Source organism: Nonomuraea sp. NPDC049158 (assembly GCF_040648335.1).
Classification (GTDB): Bacteria; Actinomycetota; Actinomycetes; order Streptosporangiales; family Streptosporangiaceae; genus Nonomuraea.
This window is the reverse complement of sequence record NZ_JBEZDM010000005.1, coordinates 325,879-340,233: the sequence shown is the minus strand read 5'-3', so window position 1 is coordinate 340,233 and position 14,355 is coordinate 325,879. Positions and strand designations below refer to the sequence as shown.

At 64.4% G+C, this 14,355-nt stretch carries 16 protein-coding genes; 8 read left to right on the top strand and 8 right to left on the bottom strand.

The features are described 5' to 3' along the window. Window positions 1-16: 16 nt before the first annotated feature. Entirely contained in the window at window positions 17-880 is an 864-nt protein-coding gene (locus tag AB0B61_RS14425; protein ID WP_358431775.1) for a LysR family transcriptional regulator, read from the top strand. Between the two features lie 26 nt (window positions 881-906). Here AB0B61_RS14425 and AB0B61_RS14420 read toward each other — a convergent pair whose 3' ends face one another. Continuing rightward, window positions 907-1,848 carry a permease-like cell division protein FtsX gene (locus AB0B61_RS14420; protein ID WP_358431773.1) on the bottom strand — a complete coding sequence of 314 codons (942 nt, stop codon included), beginning with the start codon at window positions 1,846-1,848 and terminating at the stop codon, window positions 907-909. 344 nt (window positions 1,849-2,192) lie between these two features. On the opposite strand from AB0B61_RS14420, the gene AB0B61_RS14415 reads away from it, so the two are divergent. The 3 genes from AB0B61_RS14415 (at window position 2,193) to AB0B61_RS14405 (ending at window position 4,468) form a co-directional block, all read left to right on the top strand. Then, window positions 2,193-2,369, top strand: coding sequence for a hypothetical protein (locus AB0B61_RS14415; RefSeq protein WP_358431771.1), 177 nt, complete (start codon window positions 2,193-2,195; stop codon window positions 2,367-2,369). A 97-nt stretch (window positions 2,370-2,466) separates the two neighbouring features. After that, window positions 2,467-2,889 (top strand): hypothetical protein, encoded by a 423-nt coding sequence (locus AB0B61_RS14410; RefSeq protein WP_358431770.1) that lies wholly within the window; start codon window positions 2,467-2,469, stop codon window positions 2,887-2,889. A gap of 724 nt (window positions 2,890-3,613) precedes the next feature. Next, the gene (locus AB0B61_RS14405; RefSeq protein ID WP_358431768.1) at window positions 3,614-4,468 is read left to right on the top strand and encodes a formyltransferase family protein; all 855 of its coding nucleotides are present in this window, start codon (window positions 3,614-3,616) and stop codon (window positions 4,466-4,468) included. Here the strand turns inward: AB0B61_RS14405 and AB0B61_RS14400 are convergent. The 3 genes from AB0B61_RS14400 to AB0B61_RS14390 are packed head-to-tail and all read right to left on the bottom strand — an operon-like array spanning window position 4,455 to window position 7,751. After that, window positions 4,455-6,848, bottom strand: coding sequence for a tetratricopeptide repeat protein (locus AB0B61_RS14400; RefSeq protein WP_358431767.1), 2,394 nt, complete (start codon window positions 6,846-6,848; stop codon window positions 4,455-4,457). The two genes, AB0B61_RS14405 and AB0B61_RS14400, sit on opposite strands and share 14 nt — an antisense overlap. 29 nt (window positions 6,849-6,877) lie before the next feature. Beyond that, window positions 6,878-7,489 (bottom strand): DUF6879 family protein, encoded by a 612-nt coding sequence (locus tag AB0B61_RS14395; protein ID WP_358431766.1) that lies wholly within the window; start codon window positions 7,487-7,489, stop codon window positions 6,878-6,880. Continuing rightward, window positions 7,482-7,751, bottom strand: a complete 270-nt coding sequence (locus tag AB0B61_RS14390) for a hypothetical protein (RefSeq protein WP_358431765.1) — start codon at window positions 7,749-7,751, stop codon at window positions 7,482-7,484. Before AB0B61_RS14390 ends, AB0B61_RS14395 begins: the two co-directional genes overlap by 8 nt. 188 nt (window positions 7,752-7,939) lie before the next feature. Between AB0B61_RS14390 and AB0B61_RS14385 the strand changes: the two genes are divergently transcribed. Both AB0B61_RS14385 and AB0B61_RS14380 read left to right on the top strand, forming a co-directional pair. Beyond that, window positions 7,940-8,140, top strand: a complete 201-nt coding sequence (locus tag AB0B61_RS14385; RefSeq protein ID WP_358431764.1) for a hypothetical protein — start codon at window positions 7,940-7,942, stop codon at window positions 8,138-8,140. A 474-nt stretch (window positions 8,141-8,614) separates the two neighbouring features. Then, window positions 8,615-9,739 carry an FAD-dependent oxidoreductase gene (locus AB0B61_RS14380; protein ID WP_358431762.1) on the top strand — a complete coding sequence of 375 codons (1,125 nt, stop codon included), beginning with the start codon at window positions 8,615-8,617 and terminating at the stop codon, window positions 9,737-9,739. 345 nt (window positions 9,740-10,084) lie between these two features. Here AB0B61_RS14380 and AB0B61_RS14375 read toward each other — a convergent pair whose 3' ends face one another. From AB0B61_RS14375 to AB0B61_RS14365, 3 genes are all read right to left on the bottom strand, one after another. Beyond that, window positions 10,085-10,261, bottom strand: coding sequence for a GntR family transcriptional regulator (locus tag AB0B61_RS14375; RefSeq protein WP_358431761.1), 177 nt, complete (start codon window positions 10,259-10,261; stop codon window positions 10,085-10,087). Window positions 10,262-10,514: 253 nt separating this feature from the next. Beyond that, the gene (locus AB0B61_RS14370; RefSeq protein WP_358431759.1) at window positions 10,515-11,138 is read right to left on the bottom strand and encodes a DUF4240 domain-containing protein; all 624 of its coding nucleotides are present in this window, start codon (window positions 11,136-11,138) and stop codon (window positions 10,515-10,517) included. Between the two features lie 238 nt (window positions 11,139-11,376). Continuing rightward, window positions 11,377-11,643 carry a winged helix-turn-helix domain-containing protein gene (locus AB0B61_RS14365; protein WP_358431757.1) on the bottom strand — a complete coding sequence of 89 codons (267 nt, stop codon included), beginning with the start codon at window positions 11,641-11,643 and terminating at the stop codon, window positions 11,377-11,379. A gap of 305 nt (window positions 11,644-11,948) precedes the next feature. On the opposite strand from AB0B61_RS14365, the gene AB0B61_RS14360 reads away from it, so the two are divergent. Both AB0B61_RS14360 and AB0B61_RS14355 read left to right on the top strand, forming a co-directional pair. Next, the gene (locus AB0B61_RS14360) at window positions 11,949-12,206 is read left to right on the top strand and encodes a hypothetical protein (RefSeq protein ID WP_358431756.1); all 258 of its coding nucleotides are present in this window, start codon (window positions 11,949-11,951) and stop codon (window positions 12,204-12,206) included. 245 nt (window positions 12,207-12,451) lie between these two features. After that, window positions 12,452-12,805 (top strand): hypothetical protein, encoded by a 354-nt coding sequence (locus AB0B61_RS14355; protein WP_358431755.1) that lies wholly within the window; start codon window positions 12,452-12,454, stop codon window positions 12,803-12,805. Window positions 12,806-13,124: 319 nt separating this feature from the next. On the opposite strand, the gene AB0B61_RS14350 is transcribed toward AB0B61_RS14355, so the two are convergent. Beyond that, the gene (locus AB0B61_RS14350) at window positions 13,125-14,288 is read right to left on the bottom strand and encodes an acyl-CoA dehydrogenase family protein (protein WP_358431754.1); all 1,164 of its coding nucleotides are present in this window, start codon (window positions 14,286-14,288) and stop codon (window positions 13,125-13,127) included. Window positions 14,289-14,355: the final 67 nt, after the last annotated feature.

Below are 14,355 nucleotides of genomic sequence, written 5' to 3'. Positions count from 1 at the left end.
GGTATCGTCGCCGCTGATGGACTTACGCACGCTGCGCTACTTCGTGGCCGTCGCCGAAGAGCTCCACTTCGGCCGCGCCGCCGTACGCCTGCACATGACGCAGCCGCCACTGAGCAGGGCCATCAAGCAACTGGAGACCGACCTCGGCGCCGTCCTGCTGCACCGATCACCCACCGGAGTCTCACTCACGCCGGCCGGAGCAGCACTCTACGACGAGGCCCGCACCCTGCTGGAGCAGGCCGATCAAGCACGCACCAGGGTCGCCGCAGCGGCCGGCACGGCCACCATGACCATCGGCACCCTCGCCGACAGCGCCGAACAGGCCGGCACCCAACTCGCCGCCGCCTTTCGCCAGCGCCATCCCGGGTTGCACGTCCGCATCCGCGAAGCCGACTTCACCGATCCGACCACCGGACTGCGCTCCGGCCTCGTCGATGTCGCCCTCACCCGGGCACCGTTCGACGAAACCGGCATCACCACCCACGTCCTGCGCGCCGACCCGGTCGGCGTGGTCCTCCGCGCCGACGACCCGCTGGCCGACCGTAACCACCTGCACCTGAACGACCTCGCCGACCGCCGCTGGTTCCAGCTACCGGAAGGTATCGACCCCGTCTGGCGGGCCTTCTGGAGCCACCCAGCCGGCCTGGGCCAGGACGGTCCGGTGGTGCGAACCGTCCACGAGTGCCTGCAGGCGGTGCTGTGGAACGGCACGGTGGGGCTGACCACGCTCGCCCACGCCCTTCCGGAGGGTCTTGTCGCGGTTCCGCTGCTCGACATGCCGCCCAGCCGTCTGGTGGTCGCTTGGAACAGCACCGACTCCAGCCCGCTCATCCGCTCATTCCGGCAAATCGCCGCCGCTGTCTACCGCCGTGCCAGCTAGTTAGCAGCGGTTCTTGACGGGAGCTCTTACCCGCATTTCTGGGAGCCGAGTTTCTGGAGCCCATATTCCGACCACAGTCGCGCTTCCAGGAACAGGCATCGCACGTCGTACACCTCGCTCACCCCCGGCATCCGCGCCAGCCGACGGCTCGGGGCCTCCGTGTCGGCCTTGGGCCGCATCGACAGCCGATACGACACGGGCATGTCCGACACTCTGGTGGCCGCGAGGAGTGCTTTGTTGTCCGCGAACTCCTTGGCGAAGTTCCGGTACGCCGTCCGCTGGTCTTCGTATACGTACGATTTGAGCCCGGGGACCCGCTCGATGACGGCGACGATCGCCTTCCTCTCTTTGACCGTGACCGCCGACTTGCTCGCCTTGCCCCGTCCATGCAGGCAGGCAGGCCTATCCGTGCTCTTCTTCATGCATAGAAATACCGATATTTCCGGCGTCAACAAAGCATCAACGTGATGCTTTGCCTGATCGACGGCGAGCCCTACCCCTGGCCGCCGGTTCGCCAGGAGCGCGATCCGGGTTCGGTCGGCCGCTCCCGAGGCCCGCACGCGAAACGACTCCGGCATGTCTTTGGCACGCACACTCGCCAGCACCTTCTTCTGGCCGGCGAACTCCTGGCGGAAGCTCGCGTACGCCGCGGCCCGGCTCACGAAGCGCACCTCGGTCACCTCAGGCGTGCCCTTCAGGAACGTCTCGACGTCCCGCCTCTGCTTCGCCGTGGCGTACCGCTTGTGGCACCCGTCCGCGGACGGTGTACACAGGAAGACCGCGATCTCCCAGTCGTCGCTGACGTTGATCTCCGAGGTCGGCCCCGCCTCGGCGGCCATGACCGGCCCGGTCATTCCTGAAAGCGCCACGACGGCCGCGCCCGCCATGCGCCGTAACCAGCGCTTCACCGCACTCCTCGCTTGACGATCAGGGTCGGAAATGTAGGCCAGCATCATCGCCTCGACCACGATCCGCGGATGGACGTTCGCTGCCGGCGGTTCCCGGCATTGCATGATCGCATCAATTCGATGGCATGCCGTTCACCACCCCGGTTCACCACCGGACGACCATGGCTGCCACCCGCGCTCTCACCACTCGCCCGCAACGGCCTGACCGCCTCGGGCCGACCGCCTCGGGCCGACCTAGGCTGAATAGCCACCCTGGCTGTTGGCTCCCGACGCAGGGCGACTGCATGTCTGGTCTCACTTGACGCTTTGGCTATCTGCAACTATGGGCACGTCCGGCAATACGCAGCCGCGCGAACATCAAAGAAGTAGATGTTTCCTATCCACGATCAGCCGGCGTCATCGTCATGGACGGATCCATCACCATCAGCGGAGACAGCGGCGGACCGTGGTACAAGTACAATACCGCCTGGGGAATTCACCTCGGCCTCTGTGATTATGGCGCCGAGCAAACCTCGCGCTTCACCCCTGCGCGCCTGATCAGCGCCACTCTCTCCGGACCTTCGCTTTCCTGGAGCGCATGAACGGCACCTCCAGAGACCTGAGACTCGACTGCGCCTCGGGGGCAGAACCCACGCCGTACGCACAGTCCTACGTAGGGAGCCACGCATCAAAAGGATAATGAGCTGGCTGGCGTTACCCGTGATCGTTGCCGCCGCGGTCGGCTTTGCCGCCAGCGGCGAATCCGATCCGGATCGCATCACCGTTGCAGGCCGTGACCCGCGGATTCTGATCCACCCCCATTCCGAGATCGGAATGCAGGCCCTTCTCACGGGGAAACTCGTCTACATATCGGCGACCAAGTGCCTGGTGGTCAAGAACCCGGACATCGTCGTGCCCCTCTGGCCGGAGGGCACCGAGCCGCTCCTGGAGGACGGGAAGCGAGGCGCACGCCTCCCAGGCAACGGACCCGTGCTCTTGGAAGGCGCCGACGTGCGGATCAGCGGAGGATACGTCGACCGGAAGCCCGGCCTGAAACTCCCGAAGGATTGCGTAGCCGACTCCGCGATCTTCGAGGTGAACCCATTCACGCCAGTCGGATAGCAGTCCCTTCCGGGCCCGCGACCCCGGCGTGTCTAGGATCTGACCGGGTTTATGGGTCGACCACCGTGGGCGATGCTGGCCGCGACCGGCCGGAGAGCCGCAGTCTGGGCATCGGGTCTCAAGTAGGAGCATGATCGATGCCAGGATGAGGACAGTAGCGATCACGAGCTCATCGGAGGGGACAATTGGCACCGCACAGCGCTCCCCACGACCAACTGCTGATCACGTCGCAGCAGCGCGTCGTGCTGATCATCGTGGTCAGCGTAGGTGCGGTCGGCATGTTGGTGATCGCGTTCCTCGGTCTCGTCGAGATCGCCTGGGCCGGGGTGTGCGGTGGTAACACCTGTGCCAAGGGGTGGCACGTCAGCCTCCTGGAGGCGGGCACTCGTCCTGCCTCCCATCGCCGCCCTGCTCTTCGCTTATCACTGCTCGTTCTCCAGAGCGGGGATCGTCGGCAGGCTGCTCATGGCCCAGGCTCTGGCCTTCTCGGCGGCTGTGACCGTGTGATTCATCGCGGAGCGGATCCTCATATATGTGGAGGACCTCGCCCGCTTCGGATGACCTTGCGGTCGACAATCACGGCGGTACCGGTATGCCCAGCATGCGAACGCGCCTAGCAGCTGTGCTCTATGACCGCCGGATCAATACGCGGTGATCGTGGAGCGGGCTGCGGGTCGACGATGCCGCAGGGGAACAGACGACGCCGTCCGGTACCATCGCGAACGTGTCGAACCCAATGCGCGTTGCGCTTGCAACGTTTGGTGTTGAAGAGTTCGCTGTCCTGCACGCGACATGCGTCGATGCCGGCCACATTCCCGCTGCCTACGTGTACTGCCGTTCTATGAAGCCGAACAGCAGCACGGATGCCCATACCGCTGCGGCGATCGGTCAGATCGTTACTGCGTTGCCGCCCGGGATGGATTTCCTGCTACCAGGTAATCCGGAGGGACTGGCGTACGAACTGGCCGGATACAACCTGGACCTGCTGGTGGTCTATGGCTTCAACTGGAAACTTCCCGCTACCGTTCTTAAAACGCCTCGGCTGGGCGTGATCAATATTCACACCTCGCTGTTGCCCAAGTACCGGGGTCCGGCGCCAGTGCTGTGGGCCATTCGCAATGGCGATCCTGAGATCGGGCTGACGATCCATCGAATGGACGAGCGATTCGACAGCGGTCCGATCCTGGCCCAGCGCGGCGGTATCCCGCTCGACGAGGATGTCACCCCCCAGTCGCTGTGGCCTCGGATCCATCCCGTGCTCACCGACCTGCTCACCAGCGCCATGGATCAGGTGGTACGGCGTGTTCCCGGAGTGCCACAGAATGAGGCCGGCAGATCCACCGCCGGATTCATCGAGCCGGAGTTCTCGGTAGTGGACTGGTCTCGGTCAGCACGAGAAGTGCACAACCAAGTGCGGATGTACGCGTTCATGGGTCGTGATCACGCACCGGTAGCCCAGGTAGGCGACCGAGATTTGAGGGTGTTCCGCACACGTTTGGAACCGGCGGAGGGTTTGCGAGTCGAGTGCGCGGACGCCCCGATCTGGATTGTGGATTCGACGCCCGCTATGCCTGGCTAAGGCGCTGACGCAGCGCGGCCGCTCGGGGATCGGCGAAGCTGGCGAGCAGGTCGAGAGCTCGTCCCCGCAGCGTCTGTGCCTCCTCCGCAGAACCGATATGGTCCAAAGCACCTGCAAGGCGGTGCGACGTCTGTGCCAGGTTCCACCGGTCGTCCAAGTGCTGGTGAGTGCTGGCAGCCGTGCGATGGAAGTCGGCGGCCTCGTCAAAACGACCCATTTGCTGATAGGCCTGCCCAGCCCCGTCGAGCGCAAAGGCTTCCCGGCTGCGGTCGCCGAGTCGCCGCTGAATTGAGGCGGCCCGCTGATAGGCCACCAACGCTTCCTCGGGCTGCCCGGCGGCGCGGTGCACATTCCCCAACTCAACCAACCAGTGAGCCTGCCACATCTGGTTGTCCTCGTCTTCCGCGATGAGGAGCGCCTGATCGATGGAATCGCGGGCGCTTGCGATGTCGCCGAGTTCCCGCTGCGCCCAGCTCAGGTGGTACAGCGCGTTGCCCTCGCTGGCTCGGTCCGCGAGATCACGGAACACGGCAAGCACCTCGCCCAGGATGTCGATCGCTGCCTGTGGTTGTTGTATCTCGCAAAGAGCCTCGGCGAGGTTGCTCCGCATCAGGGCTTCCCAGCGGCGTTCGCCAAGGCTGGAGAAGATCTCACCAGCCTGCTCAAAGAACGATCGGGCATCGTCCAGTTGTCGGCGGCGCAACCCGATCAAGCCAAGCGTGTTAAGAGACACCGCTTCACCGAACCGGTCGCCTATGCTTCGGCGGATGGCCAGCGCCGCCAAATGGTTGGTCTCCGCTTCCTCGAGCCGACGAGATTGGAAGTACGCCCGACCAAGGCTTTCCAGCGCTTCAGCCTGGCCACTGCGATCACCGTCCCGCTCAGCGGAGTCGACTCCGATGCTGCTGGTGGTGAGCCAGTCGTCGAAGGCGTTCTGGTGCATGTAGATGGCGCGGAGGACGGCAGCGAGCTGCCACGCGGTCGCGTGCGAGTTCGCCTCGGCGGCGGCCTGGGTCGCCGCGACGAGATTCGCCCTTTCGATCTGATACCACCGCAGTGCGGTGTCGTAGTTGTCGAAAGCGAGCGGTATCACGTCGGCCGGGACCGGCTCGGTCAGCTTGTAGCGGTCAAATGGAGCAATGCGCGTCTGCGCGGCGTCGGCGGTATGCAGGTACCAGCCGAGAACTCGTTGCGATGACTCGGCGCGAGTCTCAGGGGATTCGAGATGGCGGACCTGGTCGACGGCATAGGCGCGCAGCAAATCGTGGAACTCGTACCGCCCCGGCGCCGGCTGTTCCAACAGGTGCGCACCGACTAGGACATCGAGTTGCTGACGGGCGTGCAGAGTGCTGATTCCGCCAAGTGCTGCGGCTGCCGGTAGCCCGAACTGGCTCCCTGGATGCAGGCCAAGGAGACGAAACAGCCGGGCCGCCGATTCCGGCAGCGCCCGGTAGGACCAGGCGAACACGGTTCGGACCGCATCGGCATCGTCGTCGCCCTCGGCGGTGAGAGCGTCCCACAGGGCTGACTCGTCTCGCAGATCGGCGATCAGTTCGACGAGCCGCATCATCGGCCGGCTCGCCGCACGTTCGGCGGCGATACGTAGCGCGAGCGGGAGTCGGGCGCAAAGCCTGGCCAGCTCGACCAACTCGTGGCGTTGGTCGAGCTTTCGGTACCGAGCCACCAGGGTTGTCAGTAAAGCAACGGCGTCCTCTTCCGGCAGAATGTCCAGGCTGAGGCGGAAGGCACCATCGCGGGCGACCAGGCCAGACAGCCGGCTTCGGCTGGTCACCACGACCAAGCACGTGGCTGCGCCTGGCAGCAACGGCCGAACCTGACTGGCGGTCGCGGCGTTGTCCAGGATCACCAGCATCCTGCGGGTGGCCAGCAGTGACCGGTACAGCGAAGCTCGGTCCTCCAGATGAACCGGTATCGATGTCGCGGGAACGCCCAGGTCACGGAGGAATCGGTCGAGGACCTGTTCAGGTGTCGCGGGCTGGCCAGGGTCGTAGCCGCGCAGGTTCACGTACAACTGGCCATCGGGAAAGTGGGCGCGGACGCTGTGCGCCCAATGCAGCGCCAAGGATGTCTTGCCCACTCCGGCGGTGCCGGTGATGACAGTGACGGCTGGAGCGAGCGGGTCCTCCTGGTTTTCGGCTATGACCCTGCTGAGGTTTTCCAGATCGGCATGTCGATTGACGAACCCTCGCACATCCCCGGGAAGCTGCAAGGGCGTCACCGCGAAGGCGGGCGCAGTCTGGTGGAAGTGCACCCCGCCATGTACGTCCCGGGCCTGGACGATATCGCCCGAGCCGGACGCCTCCAGCCGGTTGACGTGGCGTGCCACATCATCCTGACCGTCGAACTCCTTACCTGGCATCACGTATCCCTGGTCAAACTCTGCGACAGCTACGGTTGACGGGGTGCTGGAAGCGTCGCGACGTGGCTGACGAAGAACGACTCCAAGGGCTGACCCACCTCGTACAGGTCTTGGATAAACCGCTGGCAGCGCACGATGAGGTCGCGGTCGACGAATCGGCGTACCGACTCCAGCACTCCATCGTTGTCGTAGACAGCCTCGTACATCACGGCGTCACCAAGGGTGTATATCTCTGGGATCGGGGCGTCTTTCTCGAACTCCGCGACCTGGTCCGGAGCTACAATTCGCACGCTGCCGCCGCATTGATCGCGGACCCTCAGCGCAAACAGCTCCCATTGCAGGTACGGGGTGATCGGTTCTTCGACGACGCGGACTCGGCGGGCAACGAAACCGTGTTCCTCGATGCGGCGGTGATAGTCGGCCATATCGGCGCGTCCGGCTTCGAGAATACGCAGTGATTCTTCCCAGTCGCCTTTTGCGAACGCTTCCCAACTGTCATACCCGGGCTCTTTGAAGCATTGTTGCCGCTCCAGTTTCCAAAAGCCTAGGTCGGCGATCGCCCAGAAGTTCTGCTCAAAGTCAGCGTAGTAGGCGTCCAGTTCCATTCGCTCGCCGACGGCACCGTCGAGCAGATTAGGCATCGGGGATGTCCGCTTTCGCCGCCAGGATCGTCTTCCGTGGGATGATAACCAGCCGCTCGCCGGGGTCGACGCTCACCCCATGCGGGAGGCGACCTTCATACGAGGCCGTAAGGTCCGACCCGATGACCGCGACGTCACCATTGTCGAGTTCCCAGATATCTGGGCAGCTCGAATTGCCGGACGTCTGCCCGAGTTCATGGGATGACTTTCCTATGCGCCGAAGGAAAGATGCGCTTGGATCCGCTTCCCATTTTTCGGTCATGACATTTCCCCTGAGAGATAGTGACCGCTATCACCCTTAGCGAGGGTAGCGTAATCGATGTGCGACAGGCAAATGATCTCATCGCAGGTCTACATCTATAGCTACCTGGGATTCTCATTGCATGCAAGCGGAATTACATCACAAGTACCCAAGGCGGGAGTTATGATGACAGACCGCAAATGTCAGCCATGATCGCGGTCGCCTTGGCGACCAAGACAGCCGAAGGACTTGCCGAGGGTCGCAGAGCAGCGTTCGAGGCGCTGGTCGGGTTGGTGCCGCGCAAATTCGAAGGCCGCGATTCCGCACAGTCCGCACTCGCCGATGACGAAGCCGATCCGGAAAGGCGGCATCGCCTTCGGCGTCCCCAGGCGAACCGAGCCCTGACGTGAGTCAGGCTGTTCGCCGAGGAGCGTCCGCTGCCGGAAATCCTGGAAGAGACGACCCGACTCGACGCTCAGTTGATCATGCAGTCGGCGTTGGAGGCAGAGGCCACCGTGTTCCTCGGCCGTGACCGCTAGCTGCGGGCCGTAGTGTGTCCAGATGCCCAGTCCGGGGCAACGCAACGGCTACCGTCCCGTCACGGTGAAGACCACCGCCGGGCCGGTCGAGCTGGAACGGCCTAAGCTGCGCGGCACCACCGCGAGACCTGCACCGCTCGCTCCTCGACTCGCCCCGCCAGCTCCCGCCACCCGGGAAAACGACCGCCCCGGTAATGTCAGCGCCATCGCCTGACATCACTAGGAAAGTCGGCTCCGCGCCCGCCCGCTTCCGGAGCATTTGCCTGTCCCGTTCCTAGTGCTCACCGTTCAACACGCTTGCATGCTAGAAACGGAAGTTCGCCGGTGATCTGGGAAGGGGCGTTCGTGGGGATCGGATCCGTGAAGCGGCCTGAACGTGTTGCTGTCATCGGAGTGGGCATCCTCGGAGCCAGCGTGGGCTGGAACCTGTCCCGGCACGGTGCCGAGGTGATCTTCATCGACGCGGGCCAGCCGGGCGAAGGCGTCACCAACTGGTCCTTCTCGTGGGTCAATGCCAGCAACAAGACCGCGCGCAAGTCCTATTTCAATCTGAACGTCGCGGGCATGGCAGCCTACCGTGAGCTTGCCAGCACCATCGGGCCAGACTCGTGGTGGCATCCCAGCGGCCACCTGCGCTGGACAGACGATCCCGCAGCAGAGGCGAAACTCCTGAAAACAGCCGAACTGCTGGCCGACTGGGACTACGAGGTTGAGGTGTGCACGGGAGCCGAGGTGCGCCGTCGCCTCGAACCTGCTCTCACAATGCCCGACGAGGCTCCGGTCCTGTACTACCCCGACGAAGCCTGGGTGCACGGACGTCATCTCGTCGGCCGCCTGGTCGGCCAGGCCGTCGCAGTCGGCGCCGAGCACCGGTTCGGCACCACGGTCCGTGACATCGGCACCGATGCCGACGGGAGCATCCGGACAGTCGCTCTCTCCGATGGGAGCCGTCTCGACGTCAACATCATCGTGAACGCGGCAGGCCCCCACGCCTCCCACGTCGCCGGCCTCATCGCACGGCACTTGCCGATGCGCCGGGAACCCGGCGCCGTCACCCGAATCAGCTGTGCTCAAGTCCCGGTCCGCCGGGCCATGCACGCGCCTCACATCGAGATCCGTCCTGACGGAGACGCTTCGATGGTCCTCCACAGCCGCGAGATCGACGCACTCATCGACACAGTCGAAGATCCAGCGGAACTCGGACGACTGCTCCACGAATCGGCACGGCACGTCGTTCCCGAACTCGGCGACTCCCGCATCGTACAGACACGGGTATCCAACCGGCCCATCCCAGCCGACGGATTCCCCTCGGTGGGAGCGGTGCCGTCTGTGCCCGGCTACTACGAGGCCGTTTCCCACAGCGGCATCACGCTCGGGCCGGTAATCGGCCGGCTGCTTGCTTCGGAGATCCTCAGCGGGAAGAGAGACGAGATGCTCGCGGACTTCCGCCCGGAGCGGTTCCACCCGTGACAGCCTGGGCCACCAGTACCGCGACCAGGTGGGTGCGTCTCCGTGCGCCCGAAACAGGCTCGTCAAGCCGCGCCACGCGAGCCGGAAAGACCAGACGGTCCTCCGCCTCTGCCGCTCCACTCCGCGCACGAGTTACCCGCGTCTCGCGGTTGAGCGCCGCACCTAGAGACGTGTTGCAAGCGGCACCAGCCGCGGAATGTTAGTGCCATCGCCGGACTTCACCATGAAGCCGAAACCGCGCCCGTCCCTTTGACGTCAGATTCCGGACGCCACCTCTTCCCAGAAGCGGTATGGCTAATGCGGGTCCACGATGGACCCCTTGCCCGGCTTGGTGGTGATGAGCCCTCATCCCCTGAGGACCTCCATCGCCTTGCGGACAGTGACGCGGGCAACGTCGAACTCCTCTTGCAGCTTCACCTCGGAGATGAGCGTCAGGGTCGGGTAGGTCCCGTCCTCGATGCGCTCCGCCACAACGTTGGCTATCTGCTCCCACTTGCAGAGCCGCGGGTCCCATTCGATCACAGGACGACCTTAGGTATCCCTGGACCTGATGCATAGGACAGGCATAGCTAGCTATGGCAGGCTCCGGGGCCGGCGCTGATGGTATGGCGTCGGTGAGTGGTGGTCGAGAACTCCTGCGGGTGGTGCCGCTCGGTCTGCACCCCGGCTGGTGGTGTCGCGGGGTGCAGACCGAGCGGCACCACCCACTCATCGACGCCCCCGCTATGCAGTGGAACCGCAGGTGTACGCGCCTACACCTGCGGCTGCGGGATCGTTACTGGTCCAGGTAGCGGGCTATCCGCGGAAGCCTGCGAGCCAATTCCTGCTCGTCGTCGAAGTCCCACTGCTCTCCGTGGGGAATGCTGCCGAGCGCCGGAATCAACGGGAAACCGCTTGAAACGCCGCGTGCACTCACGGCTTCGCTGAGCCCGTCCGGATCCTTTCCGGTCACCTGTTCGTAGGCGTGATACGCCACGTGGGCCAACTGCTCGAACCCAGGTCGCTCTTCCCTCATCTGCTCCGGATCTTGGCGCCGGCGCTTGGTTGAGCTGGCATATGACTTCTCCAGCTCCAACAGGCGCAGCACCTGGGGCTGCTCGATCAGCCGATCAGGGCAGTCAGTGATGGCGTCGAACGTCTTACGTCCCAGGCTGACGAGCCAGCTCACGAAGTACTCGAAGCCGTCGAGCGAACCCATGCCGAACACGAACCAGTACGTTGCATAAAGATCGATGGTGCAGCCACGGTTGTGTGTGATCGTCCACCAGCTGTCATAGTCGATGATCTCTTCGACCGGGCGGCGGGAGAGCTCGTCTTCCAACCACGTGACACGCGTTTTCCTCGTGTCGGTCTCACGTCCGGAACGCTCGATCAGGTCCCAGAACTCATCGACATCCATGCCGCGTGATGCTGGCACCCCTCGGCTACCTTGTAAAGATCACGGAGCAGGCCGAGATTGAAGATCAGCCAGCGCTCCAGCAGACCCGGCCCGCCCCACAAAAAGCAGCGGGTCTCCGCACGTCAACGCCTACTTCAACAACTGCCGGGCGATCACCATGCGCTGGATCTGGTTGGCGCCCTCGTAGCCCTCGATGGACGGGTTCGCGCCTCGCCACCACGCCATTATGGGCCGGCGATTACTCGTCCGAGTGCTCGAAGGTGACGAAGCTGCCGAGGTTGGGCACGGTGTAGACCCTTCCTGCACCTCTGAGGCGTTCCATGGCCTTGCGGATGGTCGGGCGGGCGACGCCGAACTCCTCCATCAGCTTGACCTCGGAGATCTTGAACTTGGGCCCCCACTCCCCTGAGTCGATCCGCGCCTGAAGAACTTCGAGGATCTGCTCCCAGCGGGAACGATCCTCATCAAACTCCCACATACGGGTGTGCTCGACATATCTGGCCACATTACAAGGCTAGAAGGGAGCTTCACGGCCCTCCCAAGCGGATCATGTAGCTCCATGGAGCTTAATGAAGTAGACAGGCACTTACAGGCTGTCGCACTCTGACGGCATGGCGTCAGAGACTGGCGGTCGAAAACTCCGGGTGGAACCGCCCGCCGTGTGCGCCGCAGCTGGTGGTGTCGCGGGATGCACACGGAGCGGCACCATCCACTCACCGACGCTGTCCCCGACCATGCAACACGAGCCATCGCAGGCAGCGTGACGGCCCCTTACAGCAACGGCAAGAGACCAAGAGATACGGAGAGCGCGTGACCGACCTCGAGACCTCCCACGGCCTCCACCCAGCAGCTCCCCGAGCGGGCGTCACCCTCGTGGACTGGTATCCGTGGCACCCGAGCAACGCGATCACCCGCGTACGCGCCTACACCTGCGACTGCGCACCAGTCGTCTACGAACTGTGCGCCGCAGGCGGACACACCTACATACGGCGCTGCGACTGGTCCACCTACCCCACCTCCGTCATGGAGAGCGAGCGCATGATCGACCGTCGCGCCCAAGACCTATGAATGCGCATCATGAGCGGCGAAGCGAGATAGGCGACACGCGGCACCCGTGGCACTGTCCGTCACCACGACGGCACGGCCTCGTCCTCCAGCAGAAGGTCATTCTGACGATTCGGCGTTTCGGAGCCATCCGCCAGCGACACGAGGCGGCCAGCCCTCCAAGATCATGGCTTTTGACCTGTGGCTACAGGCCGAAAAAGGTTCGGCTGTATCCGTAGCGAGACGGCGCAACAGCCCGGAGGTCAACGATGTCCACCCCGCATCAAGACAGCAAGGCGCTGATCCCTAACCCGCCACTGACCACAGCCGCCCTCAGGGCAGCAGTTGCCCAGATCGCCCCGGCCTACCTCAGCCAGTTCGTCGACCACCTCGACCAGGCGACAGAGCAGGCGGCGCGGCAGAGCACCGCGGCACCTCTCCAGAACTTCCTGCAGCAATGGGATGAGTTCGTAGCCATCCAGCGCTATCCCGACCGAGCGGCCCGCCTGCGAGCGCTGGAGACGGAAGTCGCCACCGCGACCGACAGAGTCAAGCTGAACTTAGCCGTGGCCGAAATCCAGGAGATCACGACATCCGCGTGCCAAGAGGCCGTTGGTGAGTGACGCCTGGACCTGGGCGGACAACCCCGACGCCGAACATGTCATCGCTGGGCTTCCTCCGACCGTCATCCATGAGGTTGAGCAGCTTGCCGACCAACTCGCAGTCCTCGGGCGGCATCGGAGTCTCCGGGTTTCGGCTGGCTGAAGATACGGCGAAGCGGTTTTTGCTGGGGGTTTGGGGGGCCGCGCCCCCCAATGTCACAGCCCGAGCCCCAGGCGCGAAGCGCCCCCAACGAGGACCACGCCTGTAAAGCCGGGGGTTTGGGGGGCCGCGCCCCCCAATGTCACGGCCTGAGCCCCGGCGAAGACGATGCTTGTAGGGCTATTTGAGGAGCTGCCGGGCCATCACCATGCGCTGGATCTGGTTGGTGCCCTCGTAGATTTGGGTGATCTTGGCGTCGCGCATCATTCGTTCCACCGGGTAGTCGCGCGTGTACCCGTACCCGCCCAGCAACTGCACCGCATCAGTGGTGATCTCCATTGCCGCGTCCGAGGCCGCGCACTTCGCGGCGCTCGACAGGAACGTGAGGTCCTTCTGGGGCTGGCCGTGCATGGCCAGTTCGGACTTGGCCGCCGCGTGGTACGTCAGTTGCCGAGCCGCCTCCAGTTTCATCGCCATGTCCGCGACCATGAACTGCAGCCCCTGGAAGTCCGCGATCGGCCGGCCGAACTGCTTGCGTTCCTTGACGTACCCGATGGCGTAGTCCAGCGCTCCCTGAGCGATTCCCAGGGCCTGGGCGGCGATGGTGATGCGGGTGTGGTCGAGGGTCGCCAGGGCGGTCTTGAAGCCGGTGCCTGGGTCGCCGATCATGCGGGAGGTGGGGATGCGGACGTTCTCCAGGATCACCTGGCGGGTGGGCGAGCCCTTGATCCCCAGCTTCTTCTCTTTTGGCCCGAAAGAGACGCCTTCGTCGGATTTTTCCACGATAAAAGCGGAAATGCCGCGAGGGCCGGCCGTCGGGTCCGTGACCGCCATCAGCGTGTAGTACTCCGAGACGCCGGCATTGGTGATCCACATTTTTGTGCCGTTGAGCACATAGTGGTCGCCGTCCAGGACCGCCCGGGTGCGCATGGCCGCGGCGTCCGAGCCGGCCTCCCCCTCAGAGAGCGCGTACGAGAACATCGCGTCCCCACGGGCCACCGGCGCCAGGTATCGGGCCTTGAGGTCGGCCGAGGCCGACAGCAGCAGGGGTACCGTGCCGAGTTTGTTCACCGCCGGGATGAGTGAGGACGACGCGCAGGCGCGGGCCACCTCCTCGATCACGATCACCGTGGCCAGCGCGTCCGCCCCGGCGCCCCCGTATTCTTCCGGGACGTGAACGGCGTGCAGGTCAGCCGCCACGAGCGCCTTGTAGACGTCCCAGGGGAACTCCTCGGTCTCGTCCGTCTCCGCGGCGCGCGGGGCGATCTTCTCGTCGGCGAGGGCTCGAATCGTCTCCCGGAGCATGTCGTGCTCTTCGGCGGGCGCGTACAAAGGGAAGTCCATGGCGAAATACTAGGACGTCCGACCATCTTGTTACTAGGCGGTACAGTTTGCGGAAATGCCCAGGTGG